The organism is Limihaloglobus sulfuriphilus, assembly GCF_001999965.1.
Lineage (GTDB): Bacteria > Planctomycetota > Phycisphaerae > Sedimentisphaerales > Sedimentisphaeraceae > Limihaloglobus > Limihaloglobus sulfuriphilus.
This window is the reverse complement of record NZ_CP019646.1, coordinates 917,250-931,908: the sequence shown is the minus strand read 5'-3', so window position 1 is coordinate 931,908 and position 14,659 is coordinate 917,250. Positions and strand designations below refer to the sequence as shown.

At 49.2% G+C, this 14,659-nt stretch carries 8 protein-coding genes; all 8 read right to left on the bottom strand.

The window, feature by feature from the left end:
• Positions 1 to 13 precede the first annotated feature (13 nt).
• The 8 genes from SMSP2_RS03535 to SMSP2_RS03500 all read right to left on the bottom strand — a co-directional run bounded on the left by SMSP2_RS03535 (position 14) and on the right by SMSP2_RS03500 (position 14,658).
• Positions 14 to 1,423, bottom strand: coding sequence for a sulfatase-like hydrolase/transferase (locus SMSP2_RS03535; protein ID WP_186804835.1), 1,410 nt, complete (start codon positions 1,421 to 1,423; stop codon positions 14 to 16).
• Between the two features lie 2 nt (positions 1,424 to 1,425).
• Positions 1,426 to 4,515, bottom strand: coding sequence for a right-handed parallel beta-helix repeat-containing protein (locus SMSP2_RS03530; RefSeq protein ID WP_146682639.1), 3,090 nt, complete (start codon positions 4,513 to 4,515; stop codon positions 1,426 to 1,428).
• Between the two features lie 27 nt (positions 4,516 to 4,542).
• A complete protein-coding gene (locus tag SMSP2_RS03525) occupies positions 4,543 to 4,908 on the bottom strand; it encodes a hypothetical protein (RefSeq protein WP_146682638.1) in 366 nt (121 codons plus the stop codon).
• Positions 4,901 to 7,264: a right-handed parallel beta-helix repeat-containing protein gene (locus SMSP2_RS03520; protein ID WP_146682637.1), complete on the bottom strand. Its 2,364-nt coding sequence runs from the start codon at positions 7,262 to 7,264 to the stop codon at positions 4,901 to 4,903. Before SMSP2_RS03520 ends, SMSP2_RS03525 begins: the two co-directional genes overlap by 8 nt.
• Positions 7,261 to 9,513 carry a right-handed parallel beta-helix repeat-containing protein gene (locus SMSP2_RS03515; RefSeq protein WP_146682636.1) on the bottom strand — a complete coding sequence of 751 codons (2,253 nt, stop codon included), beginning with the start codon at positions 9,511 to 9,513 and terminating at the stop codon, positions 7,261 to 7,263. Before SMSP2_RS03515 ends, SMSP2_RS03520 begins: the two co-directional genes overlap by 4 nt.
• A gap of 3 nt (positions 9,514 to 9,516) precedes the next feature.
• The gene (locus SMSP2_RS03510) at positions 9,517 to 11,811 is read right to left on the bottom strand and encodes a right-handed parallel beta-helix repeat-containing protein (protein ID WP_146682635.1); all 2,295 of its coding nucleotides are present in this window, start codon (positions 11,809 to 11,811) and stop codon (positions 9,517 to 9,519) included.
• Positions 11,812 to 11,842: 31 nt separating this feature from the next.
• Complete coding sequence (locus SMSP2_RS03505) at positions 11,843 to 13,204, bottom strand: sulfatase family protein (protein ID WP_146682634.1); 1,362 nt, start codon at positions 13,202 to 13,204, stop codon at positions 11,843 to 11,845.
• Positions 13,205 to 13,272: 68 nt separating this feature from the next.
• Positions 13,273 to 14,658 (bottom strand): alpha/beta hydrolase, encoded by a 1,386-nt coding sequence (locus SMSP2_RS03500; protein WP_186804834.1) that lies wholly within the window; start codon positions 14,656 to 14,658, stop codon positions 13,273 to 13,275.
• Position 14,659 lies beyond the last annotated feature (1 nt).

Below are 14,659 nucleotides of genomic sequence, written 5' to 3'. Positions count from 1 at the left end.
CTTTCTTTGTTTTTTATCTATTCAGCGTTTCCGGCCAGTTGTATCCGTTTGAGCCGGCATTTGGCGATATTTCACCTTCGGGCAGTGATTTGTGCCATTTTAAGAGCCGCGTAAACAGTGTTTCTGTTAATTCCGGTTTTTCTTCTGCGAGATTGTCAAGCTCCATAGGGTCTGTTTTTATATCGTACAGCTCGATTCTTGAACCGTCCGGATTGGCAAGCAGTTTCCAATTGCCCCGGCGCATCGCCATAAGCGGGCTGCGGTTTATATGATATGAATAATCCGGGAAACGGTACTCCCAGAAAATCGGTTTTTCCCGTTTGACTTCTTTGCCTTTGAAAACATGCGAAAGGTCTTCACCGTCAACCGGCCTGTAATTGCCGACCCCGGCTGTGCGGCAGAGCGAAGGCAGCAGGTCTGCGGTTGTCATAACAGTAGTATCGTCAACCTCCCCGGCGCCGATCTTGCCGGGCCATCTGATGATGAAAGGTACCCGGATTCCGCCCTCATACAGGCTGCGTTTCCTGCCTCTGAAGGGCCCCTGACTGCCCGCGGCACTGTGAGAGGCGTTTGAGATATAGATGTCTTCGGGGCCGTTGTCGCTGGAGAAAATCACTATCGTATTATCAGAGAGGCCCTGTTCCTCAAGCACCGAAAGCAGCCTGCCCACCTGCCTGTCAAGATTGGTTACAATCGAATAGTATATCTGCTGGGCACCTGTGAATTTCTCCGAGACTCTCAGGTGCTCATACTCTTTGAGCAGCTCATCTGAGGGCTCAAGCGTGGCATGAGGGTCGAGATACCACAGGTTCAGAAAAAACGGCGAGCTTTTGTGCCTGTTTATGAAATCAACAGCGTCATCGGTAAACGTCTCTGTTGAATTATTTCGGAACGCCTGATACCCATCGGGCATGGCATAGGCATCGCTGCCGCCGCCATTAGTGGTTTTTGCCTCGTTGAAGCCGTATTCAGAAGCGTCTTCTATTCCTATATGCCATTTACCGATATGGCCGGTGATATAGCCGGCAGATTTGAGCAGACGCGGCAGGGTCTGCACCGCGGGATCAAGGCTATCGGGCATACCTCTTTGCTTATTTTGATCTGTTGAGGCAAAATGGCCGTGAATTGCATGCCTTGCGGGGAAATTGCCGGTAAGCACGGAGACCCTGGTAGGCGAGCATACACTGCCGCAGGTATAGAACTGTGTAAGTCTGGTTCCCTTCGCGGCCAATTTGTCAAGATTGGGCGTTTTGATTCTCGGGTTGCCGTAACAGCCCAGGTCGCCCCATCCAAGGTCATCTGCTAAGATGAATATTATATTCGGTCTGGTTTCTGTCTGTGTGTATGCGGTATTTACAAAACCCGCAGCACCTGCAAAGGCTGCTATCTTACATGCCGACGACAAAAAATCCCTTCTGTTCATTATCACTCCCATATGTTTGAGGTTTCATTATAATTGGCAATCCACTCCGCAAAGACACTGTAATCAACAAAACAATCGCTCTTTGCAAGCTCCTCTTTCATGTCAATAAAACAATCATCCTGAAGCCATCTTTGTGAGAGATAGATAACATCATCTATGCCGACAGTTCCGTTGTAATTCAAATCCCACGGCCAGTAAAGCCCCATTGCGTCAAACTTAATTTCTTTGAAGCCAAGCCCGTATGCCGGTGAGCCGGCAGAGAGATTCAGATCGGCGTTTGCGATATCCGCGAACAGTGGATCTGCCGCTAAGCTCCCGGATTGGCCGGGCAGAGAAGCCAGATAGCTTTGTGCTCGTGCCGGGTTCTGTTCATCAAAGAAAATATTATTTTGAGACTGGCAATATTCAAGTATTTCGGCGCCGGCATATTCTTCTAAATAATCTGGGCCATCAGCTCCATTGTGATAGAAGATATTATTGTTGATTTGAGAACCCTGTGCGCCGTCCATTATTTCGATATAGCCATCAAGCGGGACATTGAAAATATTAGCGGGATCATCCTCCTGGTAAAGACATGCTATAATGTTGTTGTTAACATAGTTGCGGGCCTTGAACACAATACCTTTGCGTACGCATTTATAGATTATGTTTTCAATAACAGTAACCTCGGCCTGGGTGTCGTCGCAGCGTATGCCGCCGTGTATATGCTCGCCGACAATATTATGTATGAAATTCCGGCGTATCTGGTTGCCTCGCGGGCAGTAACGCAGGTATATCGCGTTCCCGTCACCCAGCACACGCATTACGTCAGTAATCTCATTATACTCAACAACATTATTTCGGGTAAATAGATACCGCTCAATTTCACTAAACGAAGGCGCATCCCCGCCTATTCCTGTATAGTCGTAAGGGTCTATATGCACCTCATCCCAGCGGATTGTCGCGGACATCTCGTTCCGCCGAAGTCCCCATTCGGTAAAGAACTGCTCGCCTATCGCCGTCAGGGTAATTCCTGTATAAGGCATATCATAAATTCTGTTGTGCGAAACGACATTGTAGCCGGTCTGGAAAAGAATGATGCCGTGCGAATGCCAGTACTGGCGGCCGCAGTCGAAAATTTTATTTTTAATTATCCGGTTATCCCTGCTGTAGTTTCTTATTCCCGGGCCGTAGCCGGATATCACAATGCCGCTCTGACCCAAATGGGTGAATGTATTATTATAAACCTTGTTGCAGATGCTGTAAAAATCAAACCTGACACCCGTGCCGCTGGAATTTTCAAACCGGCAGTTAGTCACCTTGCAGTTTTGAGACCACCAGAAACGCAGCATGGCGTTATCCTTATTGTATGATTCCCAGCCGTGCTGGATTACCGCTTCACCGTCAACCCAGCTATCCCGCTCTCCGCAGGTAAAGGTAAGCCCGTCAAAGACGATTCCCTGCACAGGTTTTGGGCTGATAAAATCCTCTGTTCCTTCAACTCTTATAAATTCCTTGAGCAGAGGGATATAAATCTCGTTTGAAGGCGTCCCGGACTGCGGCCAGTAGTAAATCATGCCTGCCAGGGTATCAACCACCCACTCTCCGGGCGAATCGAGACAGTCAACAGCATTTTCTATCCAGACCGACCCCTCATCGGGAAAACGATAGTACCGCTCATCGGTCATCGGGTACACCGCATCTACCGCAACATGAGCAATGCGGTTAACCGTATCCACCGACTCGAGCGGCAGGATATTCATCATCCACAGCACCCGCGGCCGGATGAGTATCTCAATATCGGACATATTCGCCCAGTCCCTGAAGAGTGTTCCCTCGGGGTAATGCAGTTCACTGTAGCCAAAATCATGAATACCGGGATCATTTGGCCCGATAACAGGCTTGAAACCTCCGCTGCGTGCACGCGGGAGCTCGCTGCGGCCGTCGTACATGGACTTGAAAAGTCCGCCGACCTCTGCCGGAATCGCGGCCGCCCATATATTTCCCGAAGCGGCCTGGGGCAGATAATCGGGCTCATTCTCCACTGTAAGCTTCTGCCAGCCGGTAACATTGTATCCAGAGCTGAAAACCGGCTCCTCGCTGCTGTAGGCCGCGAAAACGGTCTTACAGCCATCAGGTGCGCTATCCGTATAATCAAGTACAACCGTCTCATCAAAAAAGTACGTCCCGCCTCTAAAGAATACCGTTATATCACGGTTCGGCTCTTCACTCCTCATCTGCCTTACCATATCACGCGCCGCTGTAAATGTAGCCAGAGGAGAGAAGATTGTGCCGCAGTTTTCGTCACTGCCGCCGGGAGCGACAAATACCGTCTCAGGCAGATCAACGCACGGCTCGGCCGACAACACGAGATAGCCGCCCTGCTCGGTTATCCTAAGGCTGGCGCCGGGCGAATTGCCGTAGGCCGTGATTTTCCCGGCCGATGCCATATCATAAAAATCATCAGCAGTATAAAGGCCGCCGATTTCGTATTTCAGCAGCCCGCCGGTGATATCAATTTTACTGCCCGCCCGAATATTCAGGTTGTTCTGCTGGGGATTGGAGCGGTCATAATTAACGACCAATTCACCGCCGCGGAGGTTAATCGTGCCGATACCGGTTGAATTGAGAGCCATCATAACCAGTTTACAGGTAATGGTGCCGCCTTCAAGGTTAATAACCCCAACACCATCTCTTGCCACACCGATTGAGGTTTCAATATTGATTGCTCCGCCGTACATATTAAGTGTTGCTTTGGCTGTAGAAAGGCTTTGCGTATTATTCATGTAATAGGCGTTGAGAGTTCCGCCGAACATATCAAGAGTTCCCTCGCCGCGGTTGCCGATACTAAAACCATAAACCGTTATGCCCATGCCTTCGGTAATCTCAGCGTGAGCCGGCGAATAAGCGGAAAAATAACCCAGCGATACATTGCAGTCAGTATTTGGAACGGTGTTGTCCGGATACTGCCCGTCATCACGCCTCCAGTTATCGCCGGTTGTCCAAAGATCATCAGAGCCGCCGCCGTCCCACCACATCCAGCCGGGAATTGGTTGTGCATAAGAATTCAAGGCCAATGCGGCCGCAAAAAACAGTAATAGACTTTTATACATATTTATAAACCTTTATATGTTTATGGATTACTCACTCTGCTCACGCGGGTTACATTTGCATTTAGGGCACATTTCCGGGTGTTCAGCTCTGCTGTCATAAACGAAAACTTCCCCGCACTGCCCGCATCTAAGGGCATAGCTGCAAGTGCGTGTCTTGCAATCCGGGCATTCAATCTTGAGCCCCATTGGCGTTATTTCAGGATACCTATCCCTAAGCTCTGCCATTTCCGAGGCCACCTGATTGCGGGTCAGATCAAGTACCCTGCCGCATTCAGTGCATTTATAAACAAAATCCAGCTCTACCGGTTCTTCCTTGTCTAAAGTAAAATATATAACCGCGCCGGCAGCCGCCAGAGCTATCACTGCCAATAAGATTTTAGTTTTATCAGTCATGCCCAAATCCTTTTTGTATGGTTTCTGTTTTTTCCGTTGTCTTAACTTCTTCCACTATCGGGTAAAAGGGTATATTCTTAGCCCGTTGTTCGTATCTCTCGAATCGTTCATCAAGCGGCCTGCTCAACCCCATATCTTCTGTTTTCAGACCTTTGATACCCAGCTTCAAACATGGTGAGCCCGGGCGGAAACGAAAGTCTCCTTTATCCCGGGCGACAAAGCCGGGGTCTGCCGGAATAGAATTTATTTCATCCCTGCGTTCTTTTCTCATTTCCAGCATAACTTTTTTAACGTATTGGCCGTTTGTGTCATTCGCCCAGAAGATAACATTCTTGTCAACATAAGGGGCATTGTAAACGGCACTCATCTTTTCTTTGTATTCAGCCGGCCAGTTTTTATTGATTGAATTATAAAAAACCGGTTCACCGGGTGAATTACTGTAAAGAACGTTATGGGTTGCTACTGTCTTATCATGCCAGATATAATCCGTGTCAGCGTAACCTGTTGATGAGGGCTGCGATGTAATATAACCTTTTGGCTTGACTTTATAGACATTTAAAGGGCAATCCTCGGTGAAGATGTCGATTATGATATTATTCTTTATAAGGTTGCCCGCCTTTGAGTTAATCCCGCCACCGACACATCTGTAAATAATATTTTCCACAAATTCACAGCCCGCCTGGGCATCGTCGGCACGCAGCACGCTGGTAACAGTGTTTGGTGAGCCGTAAATATCATGAAAATAATTCTGCCGGACAATGTTGCCCCCCGGGCACATGCGTATATAAACGGCGTTACCGTCACCAAGCGTCTCAATGCAGTGATGCACCTCGTTGAACTCAAAGACATTGTCGCGGGTGTGCAGATACGGCATAACACGCGGCCAGGTCAGCTTTTTGTCGGAAGCAAACAGCTCGGCACAATCTTCAACCTGGATAGTTCGCTCAAGCTCTCTCTTTCCGAAACGGCCTTCCATGCCTTTTCTGAAAGTCATGAGGCTGGCGCCGCTGAAAACCACCGCGTTGTAAGGGACATTGTGGATGTAGTTATTCGCGATTCGGTTACTGCCGCTCTGCCATACCATTATCGCCGCACTTTGCCAGTACAGCCGGCCGATGTTGTGAATATGATTGTTTAAAATCAAATTGTTTTTATTGAAATCTTTTTTGCCCGGCCCGTAACCGCACAGGAGTATGCCGGTACCGCCCAGCCGAGATATTTCGCAGTTTTTAACTGTGATATCCTGACAATAGAGATCAAGCCTGACACCGCTTGAGCCGCCGCCTATAAAACCGCAGCCGTCAACTTCGCAGCCCTGTGCCCACCGCAGCCGCAGCATTGCGTTTGGATCGTCGTACATCTCCCAGTCATGCTGAAGCCCCTTATCGTCATTGCTCCAGGTATCACGGTCAGTATGTACAAAGTTAAGGCCTTTAAATGACATATTCATTACCGGAGTTTGAGCCTTCTCGTCGCCTTTGACAGCAATAAGCTCTGTCAAAACAGGAACGTATATATCGGTTTTTGAGATATCGTTCGTCGGCCAGAGGTATATCTTACGTGTTTTGGTATTGACGACCCATTCGCCAGGAGAATCGAGAGCCTCAAGAACATTCTCCACCCAGACGGATTTGTCGCCGAAACGTTCGTACCTTTCCCGGGTAAGCGGGTAAGAGCCCTCAACAGCAGTGTATGCCACCCTGTTCTTCTCATCCACCTTTGCAAACGGCAGGATATTCATAGCCCACAAACACCAGGGACGTATGGATATCTCAACATCGGTTATATTCTCCCAGTTTTTAATCAGAGCATCTTCTGGATAATGCAGCTGTGTGGTTGACCTGTTCGGGTCGTTGGCATCCTGAACCGGCGTAAAGCCCTCTCCCCGTGCACGCGGAAGCTGATAAAAACCATCATACAAACAGTAGAACCTGTCGATACCTTCGGGTATGTCGGCGACATAAACCTTGTCAATGGACTCTTCGGGCAGTCCATCGGGTTTAACATGCGGTTTTTCCCAGCCATCTATCCTCACACCAGCTGATATAACCGGCTCCTCTCCCATGTAATTGCGGTATGTCACACGCCGTGATCCGCTGCCGCCGTCCTGGGGTTCGAAAACAATAGTTTCTTTAAGCTGATACATGCCGCCGCGAAGATATACAGATATATCCTCGTCTGTTTGCGCAAGTGCTTCACGGACTGCCTCTCTTGCCCTTTCAATCGTGGCAAAGGGAGAATCTATTGTGCCCTCGTTGCGGTCACTTCCCTGCGGCGAGACATAAAAATCGGTTTGGGCAGAAAGTATTTGTGCCAATGATAGTATTACTGTAATGCTGGTGATAAATCTTGTCATTTTGCGTATTTCCTTAATGTTGCTGAATATTCGTTAGTAAGGCCAATCTGCCTTGTATCTATTTCCTTTATGCCGAGCTGGTGGGCGGGCGAGCTGAATTTCAATCGAAAATCGCCCATAGCAGGCTCGACAAACTGCGGGTCTGCGATTATGGAATTATGGTCATCGCCGCGTGAATCGCGTATGTCTTTCATGTATCCCTGCAAAAAACCGTCTTTGTCGCCGTTCCAGTATATCACGTTATAATCAATATCAGGTGCACATAGAGCTTTGAAAACCATATCGTAATAATCCTTGGGCCATTGCGGATTAGGCGTGACATAAAAAACCGGCTCAGTATCAAGCGTGTGATACAGGATGTTTCTGTGCAGCCGTGCCTCCTCCAGCGGCGGGGCTCCATAGACATAATTATTGCCGACAGCGGTAAAAACGAGATAGCCGTTTGGCTCCTGTACCACCTCGGGAATCGAGGAAACCGTTATACTGGCATTTAAGATGATATTGTTGAATACGCTATTTCTGCTCTGAATGGCAATTCCACCGCAGGCCCAGTTAGAAATTATATTTTCGTAAATTTCACAGTCAAACTGGTCTCCGTCCGGGCGTATAGCCACCCCGTAGCCGGCTGAATCGTAGAGATAGTTTCTCCGGACTGTGTTTCCCCCGGGAACCATTCTTATATAGATTCCGTTGCCGTCGCCGAGTATTTCAACCGCATTATGTATTCTGTTGTTCTCAATCACATTATCCCTGCCGTGCAGGTAACCCAGAACATCACTCCAGCGGGTCTGCTTTTCACTTTCAATGATATGGCCGCAATCGTCCATATTGATCGTTTTCTGAAGACCAAGCTCCTGTATGGAATTCTGTTTTCTGTACTCAAACAGCATCGGGCTGACGCCGCCGACGCTGATAGCGTTATACGGGACATTGTGGATCAGATTATGTGCGATCCTGTTGCTGCCGCTTTGGAACAACAAAATCCCTTGATTATGCCAGTAAATCTCACCGATATGGCGGATATGGTTGTTGATTATCTTATTATTGTTGTTGAGATCTCTGCTGCCCGGGCCGTAGCCGCACAGGACAATCCCGCTTCCGCCGAGGTGCGAGAGCATGTTGCCGCGTATAGCGTTGTTTTGAGCGTACATATCAAGCCGGATCGCTGTATTGGCAGAGCCGACAAACGCGCAGCCGGTTATCTCACAGTCCCGCGCCCATCTCAGGCGAAGCATGGCGTTGGCCGTATCGTACATTTCCCAGTCATGCTGAAGACCGATACGCTCGTCAGTCCAGACATCCCTGTCGCCGTGAGCAAACGTAAGGCCTTCGAAATAGAGATTCCGCACCGGTATCTGCCGTTCTTCGTAGCCGCCGACGTAAAACAATTCTCTCAGCGTTGGAATATAGATACTGCTGTTGCTGATATTAGACTTGGGCCAGAGATAAATCTTGCGGGTTTTGGTGTTTACAACCCACTCGCCCGTGCTGTCCAGAAGTTCAATCGCGTTCTCTATCCAGACAGACTTGCTGCCGAAACGGCCGAAGCGTTCTTTCGTAAGCGGATATGTGCCGGTTAAAGATGTGTATGCGATCCTTTTCTGCTCATCAACCCGCTCCAGCGGCAGTATGTTCATTGTCCACAGGCACCAGGGGCGTATAATTATTTCTACATCACTGACATTGTTCCAATTCTTGAAAACCGTACCTTCGGGATAATGCAGCTGGTTTCGCGTCTCCCATACGCCCGGGTCTTTGGGCCCCTGAACAGGAGCAAAATCCTCGCCCGATGCCCTCCTTAGCCGGTAAAGACCGTCATACAGGGCGTAGAATCTGCCGATACCTTCCGGTATATCAGCGACATAAACTTTGTCCAGCGCCTCTGCCGACAGCCCCTCTGGCTTGATTTTCAGCTTTTTCCAGCCATCTACTCTCACGCCGGCTGATATAACCGGCTCCTCGCCCTTGTAATTGCGGTATGTCACACGCCGTGATTCGCTGCCGCCGTCCTGCGGCTCGAAAACAACAGTTTCTCTGAGCTGATACATGCCGCCCCGCAGGTGCACTGTTATATCCGCAACAGAATCTGCCTTTGCGTTTCGCACGGCAGTTTTCGCCCTTTCAATAGTGGCGAACGGTTTTTCAAGTGTACCGGGATTGGCATCACTTCCGTCGGGAGCGATGTAAAAATCAACGCCCGCGGCCTGCAATGCCGCACACAAAATCATTATAGAATAAATTTTTATCACATTTTACCTCAAGGCTTCTATTTCTAAAGGGTTGTCTCTGTCATCTTCAATACGCTCGCTAAGCCAGAGCGGGTATTCACTGTTCAGGCCGCAATTACGTACGTCAACCTGCTTTATACCCATTTTTAGCGCCTTTGATTCGGCCCTGAAACGGAAATCCTGCTTCTCCAAATCGACAAACAGCGGATCGGCAACTGTACTGTTTTTGTCCAGCCCGGATTTCTGTATTGTACTGAGCCAGTCTCTAAGCTGTTTTGGACTATGCGGTGTCCACATCAGATTGTTGTCAGTATCTTTTACGAAAGTAAAATCTGTCCACTTCTCTGTACGCCCCTTCCAGTGCACCGTATCGCCGTAAAATTCAGAGAAACCTTCCGAAAGCTGAACCATTACATTGTTGCGTATCTGGGCCTTGTCATAATTCGGTACTCCAACCTTCGTCCAGCCCGAACCGTAAACGCAACGTATAAAATGACCTGCATCGCTTTCTATATCAGCGCCTGTATGAGCAGGCCTGGTCAGTTTGATCTGTGCATTGTCTCTGATATCGACAATGATATTATTGACGATTCTGTTGGCCTTGTGAAAATTCACCCCGCAGCCGGTGCACTGGTAAATCACGTTTTCCTCAAAGACGCACCCTGCCTGCTGGCCGTCAAAACGCATCGCCCCGGCAGAGTGAGAGCCGTAGTTGCTGTGAAAATAATTGCGGCGGATAATATTGCCGTAACCGGACATGCGGATATAAAACGGGTTGCCGTCGCCGAGAATTTCAACGTTGCGGTATATCTCGTTGTTCTCAAAGATATTGTCACGCGAATACAGATACGGCAGCAGCATCGGCCAGGTAATATCCGTGTCATTCTGCGTTTCCATCTCCTTAAACGGCAGTCCGCTGTAATCAATAACGCGGGTCAGCTCACGGACGTTGTTTTCCCGCCACTGACGTGAGAGATGCGGGTTAACCACCCCGCCGACTGAAAAACCGTTGTAAGGCGTGTGATGTATTTTGTTACTGGCGATTCTGTTTTCCCCGCTCTGCCAGAGAAAAACCGCCGCGCTGTGATGGAACTCCAGGCCAATGCGATGTATATTATTGTTAATCAAGTGGTTGCCTCTGTTGACAAAATCCCTGCCAACCTTATCACCTATAAAAGCGACACCTGTTCCGCCCAGACAGGAAATCTCACAGTTTTCAATCCGGTTATTCTGTGAATACATATCAAGCCTGGCACCTCCGCCGCCGCTCTCGGTAAGGAGACAGTTTCGCAAAGTACAGTCCTTAGAGTTTACAAACCGTACCATGACATTGGGCTTGTTCCAGTATTCCCAGTCGTGCTGAAGTCCCGCGTCCTGGTCTGTTATCTCATCCCGTTTGGCATGCTTGAAGGTTATGCCGTCAAAGATAAGCCCCGAAACAGGTTTTCCCGGCTCACCCTCAACCCTTACAATCTCATTAAGTGAAGGTATAACAACATTTTCCGGTTTATTCACGTCTCTTGGCCAGAGCCATATCTTCCGCAGTTTTGAGTCCATGAACCACTCGCCCGGCTCATCGAGCACATCAGCGGCGTTGCACACCCTGAACCGGCTCGGGTCGTAGCCCTTTTCTCTCTGAGCAAGCGGGTATGTTCCGGTAACACTGGTCTTTGCGAATCCTTCTTTGACATTTACACTTTCCAGCGGCAAAATATTATGGCACCACTGAAACGTAGGCACGATCCATATCTCGACGTCGGATAAATTTTCATAGTCTCTCATGCTGTCGGCGGGAAAATACAGGGTTTTTCTATCTGAAACGCGAGGGTCAGTTCTTGGAAGTGCCGGCTTATGCTCTTTTCCTATCGCTCTGGGCAGGCGGCCTTTATCGTCAAACATTGTCTTGAATGTATCTATACCCTTCGGGAAATCCGCGACCCACAGCCTGCCTTTAGCGGCCTGGGGCAGATTCGATGGTTCTACTTCGCACTTCTGCCAGCCGGTAACCGCGACACCCGAGCTGATAACAGGTCGCTCATCGGCATAAGCCTTGTAGCTGATGCTGAAGCCGTCAGCCGCTGAATCCTCAGCACTGAAAACAAGCGTCTGTTTGAGCCGGTAGGTTCCGCCGCGTAGATAAACGGTCACAAAACCGGCTTTTTCTTGCAATTCGTTTCTTACAAGAGACTTAGCCCTTTCAATAGTCGCAAAGGGTTTTTCTTTCGTTCCGGGGTTGGAATCACTGCCCTGCGGCGAGACAAATAACGTCTGCGACAGAGCGGCCGAACAGGCAAAAATTATAATTAAAAATTTATACATTACTCAAGTCCATGCAGAATAACACTTTGAATTAAATATACCTTGCGGCCTGAACCCGCTGTTCTTCCTTGACCTGTGTAAACTGGCTCAACCGGATACGATGGTCAAGTATCCTCTCCAACAGTCTCGCCGTTACCTTTTCATAGACGGCAGCGCCGGCAAGATTGCAAAGCTCATTCGGGTCAGACCTGAGATTAAACAGATACTGTACGCCGCCGGCTTCAGGGTCATAGGCGATCTTCCAGCAGCCGTCGCGCATCATATGCACCGTGCCAAGCTGGGCATGAATTTCACTATGCCCGCTGCCGGGTTCATCTTCGAGCATCCTGAAAATATTCCTGCCCCAGCGATTACGTTCCGCGGCCGGTTCCATGCCCGCCGCGGCGAGAATTGTCGGATACAAATCAAGCTGCGACACCAGCATTTTACTTACGCGGCTGCCGCACATACGCCGCTCACCAATGGTTCTGGCACCTGCGAATATCAGAGGAACGCCCCAGCTCTGCTCATAGCAGAAACGCTTGTCCCAGATGCCGAAATCGCCGGCATTTTCGCCGTGGTCAGAGCTGAAAATTATCAGAGTATTATCGTAAAAACCTTTATGATTAAGGGCATCTGTAATTTTACCAATGTACTTATCGATCAGGCTGCACCTGTCTAAATAGTGCGCCTTCATAACTTTATCGTCCTGGGTGAAGGCCGCTCCTATCGGATCGGCGATTTTCTCCGGGTCGTGCTTGAGCTTTCCAGGGTGCCAGAACGGAGGGTGTGGGCCGACAAAACTGACATTGAGATAAAAGGGCTTATCGTTTGAATATTCCTCGATAAACTTTACCGCGTTTGTGCCGATAAAACCGTCAACAGTATCATCATCTCCAAATGGATGCGGCCTGCACTGCCACGCCCTTTCAGGGAAAACCTTGATAAACTCATCAAAAAGTCCCTTCTCCTCCAGATAAGCCGTGTAGTCATCCTTGTTGTGAGTATTTTCACCGTCATCGAGCACCTGCAAAACGCTGTCAAAACCGTAACGTTTTATCTCCTCTTCGTCCTGCCTGATATCCATGCCGATCCCGTAACGGTCTATAAAGTGGTGCTTGCCGATAAGAGCGGTGTAATATCCGCCCCTTTGCAGGCGGTTGGTAAAGGTATCATCCCGCAGCTCATTTGAAACCGGCGGATTCTGGTTGCCGCAAACACCGGTCTGCGAAGGGAACATACCGGTAATAATGCTGGTTCTTGACGGTTGGCACAGCGGAGCGGCGCAGTATGCGTTTGTAAACCTGACACCTTCGGCGGCGAGATTCTGAAGATTAGGAGTGTCTGCACTCACCGCGTCCGGCCGAAAATGGTCGGTAAGTATAAAAATTATATTTGTCTTTTTGTTATTCATCTTCCGCTTTCCTGCTAAACAGCATTAAAGAGAATTTGCGATTTTAGAGGTTAAACATCAAGAAAAAATTACAGCCCCGTTTGATGAGAGCTGCTCGAAATGTTTCCATAAGAATCGGTTATATTAAAAAACCACACCTGAGCGTTCTGCGGCAATTCGGCCCAAACAAGATTATTCACTGAATCAACCTGTGCGGCGAAAGTCTGCCAATAGCGGTCTTTCCATTCGCCGGTATCTGCGGTGTATACTAACACCGCTGAAGTAATTTCCGTCGCAGGGCTGTACGCGGCATATCCGCTGCCGTCAGCAACCCAGCCATCGGTAAAAAACGGTATCGAGCTGCCGCCTTTACAGATACTGTCGGCGAAAGCGTACACTTCCCCGTTATCCGTTACCGCGTTGTGATTGTGGATGAGCCTGACCTTTATTGCAAGGTTCACTGTCCCGCCGGGTAGTGAATATGACTTTTTATACGAGTCCGGCGGAAAATACGGGTCATTTGTACCGTTGAGCCACAGCATCGGCATCTGTGCATTTTCGAGATAGCTTGACGGGTCCCAGAGGTTTGCCCATCTGTCTTTGGCCCGGCGGCTCATGGAAGCAAAAACTGCATTCCAGCCGGAATTCTCAAACAGATAACCGCAGCCGTATATCGGAATCACGAAAGCAAACCGGTTATCAACACCGGCTGCAAGCGATGTGAGGTATCCGCCCCAGGATATGCCCACGATACCTGTGCGATTTCCATCTACACAGGGAAGAGACCTTAGAAAAGAATGGGCGGAGATAATATTCGCGGCGGCATGATATGCCCACTGGTCTGAATAGTTCCAGTCAATCTGATTGAAGCCGCCCCAGCCGTCCGGGCCGCCCTGCTCATCCTTGATTTTGCCGGGGAAATTACCCGAGGGTATTGAGCCGGTAGTGTCGAGAGAAATCGCCGCGTAGCCTCGCGCGTTCCACTGGGCTACCCAGTCGGCGTTTGCCGTCCCTCCGCCGCCGTGGACTACGACAACACCTGGAAACGGACCTTCACCCTCGGGCAAACCATACCAGGCAAATACGCGGGTCGGCCTGCCCTGAAACTGCGGCCCGGTGTAAAAGCCAGCTGACACGCCGTATCTATCCAGCTCTGGTGCTCTTACATATTGTGGAGTATTGAAAAGCTGATCAGTATCCCAGGGGGTGCCCCTGTAAGCAGCCGCAAATTCAGTAAAGTCAAGTACGTCGTTTAAATCATCACGGTTTATATCAGTGCCGCCGCACCAGGCAGTTAAGCCGCAATCATTCTCGAGCCACTTATCGGCATATACCTGAAAATCCTGAAAATCGATTTTGCCGTTATAGTCAAAATCACAGTCCTGGCGGTAAACAGCTCCGGCAACGGCCTGAATAACGCTTACACTGTAGATTATAATACCGATGATTAGTTTCGCTGTATATGTTAAACGCATA

Coding starts and splice junctions, on each gene's coding strand:
- SMSP2_RS03500 (WP_186804834.1), bottom strand. CDS start 14,658: ATGCGTTTAACATATACAGCGAAACTAATCATCGGTATTATAATCTAC.
- SMSP2_RS03530 (WP_146682639.1), bottom strand. CDS start 4,515: ATGTATAAAAGTCTATTACTGTTTTTTGCGGCCGCATTGGCCTTGAAT.
- SMSP2_RS03505 (WP_146682634.1), bottom strand. CDS start 13,204: ATGAATAACAAAAAGACAAATATAATTTTTATACTTACCGACCATTTT.
- SMSP2_RS03510 (WP_146682635.1), bottom strand. CDS start 11,811: ATGTATAAATTTTTAATTATAATTTTTGCCTGTTCGGCCGCTCTGTCG.
- SMSP2_RS03535 (WP_186804835.1), bottom strand. CDS start 1,423: ATGAACAGAAGGGATTTTTTGTCGTCGGCATGTAAGATAGCAGCCTTT.
- SMSP2_RS03525 (WP_146682638.1), bottom strand. CDS start 4,908: ATGACTGATAAAACTAAAATCTTATTGGCAGTGATAGCTCTGGCGGCT.
- SMSP2_RS03520 (WP_146682637.1), bottom strand. CDS start 7,264: ATGACAAGATTTATCACCAGCATTACAGTAATACTATCATTGGCACAA.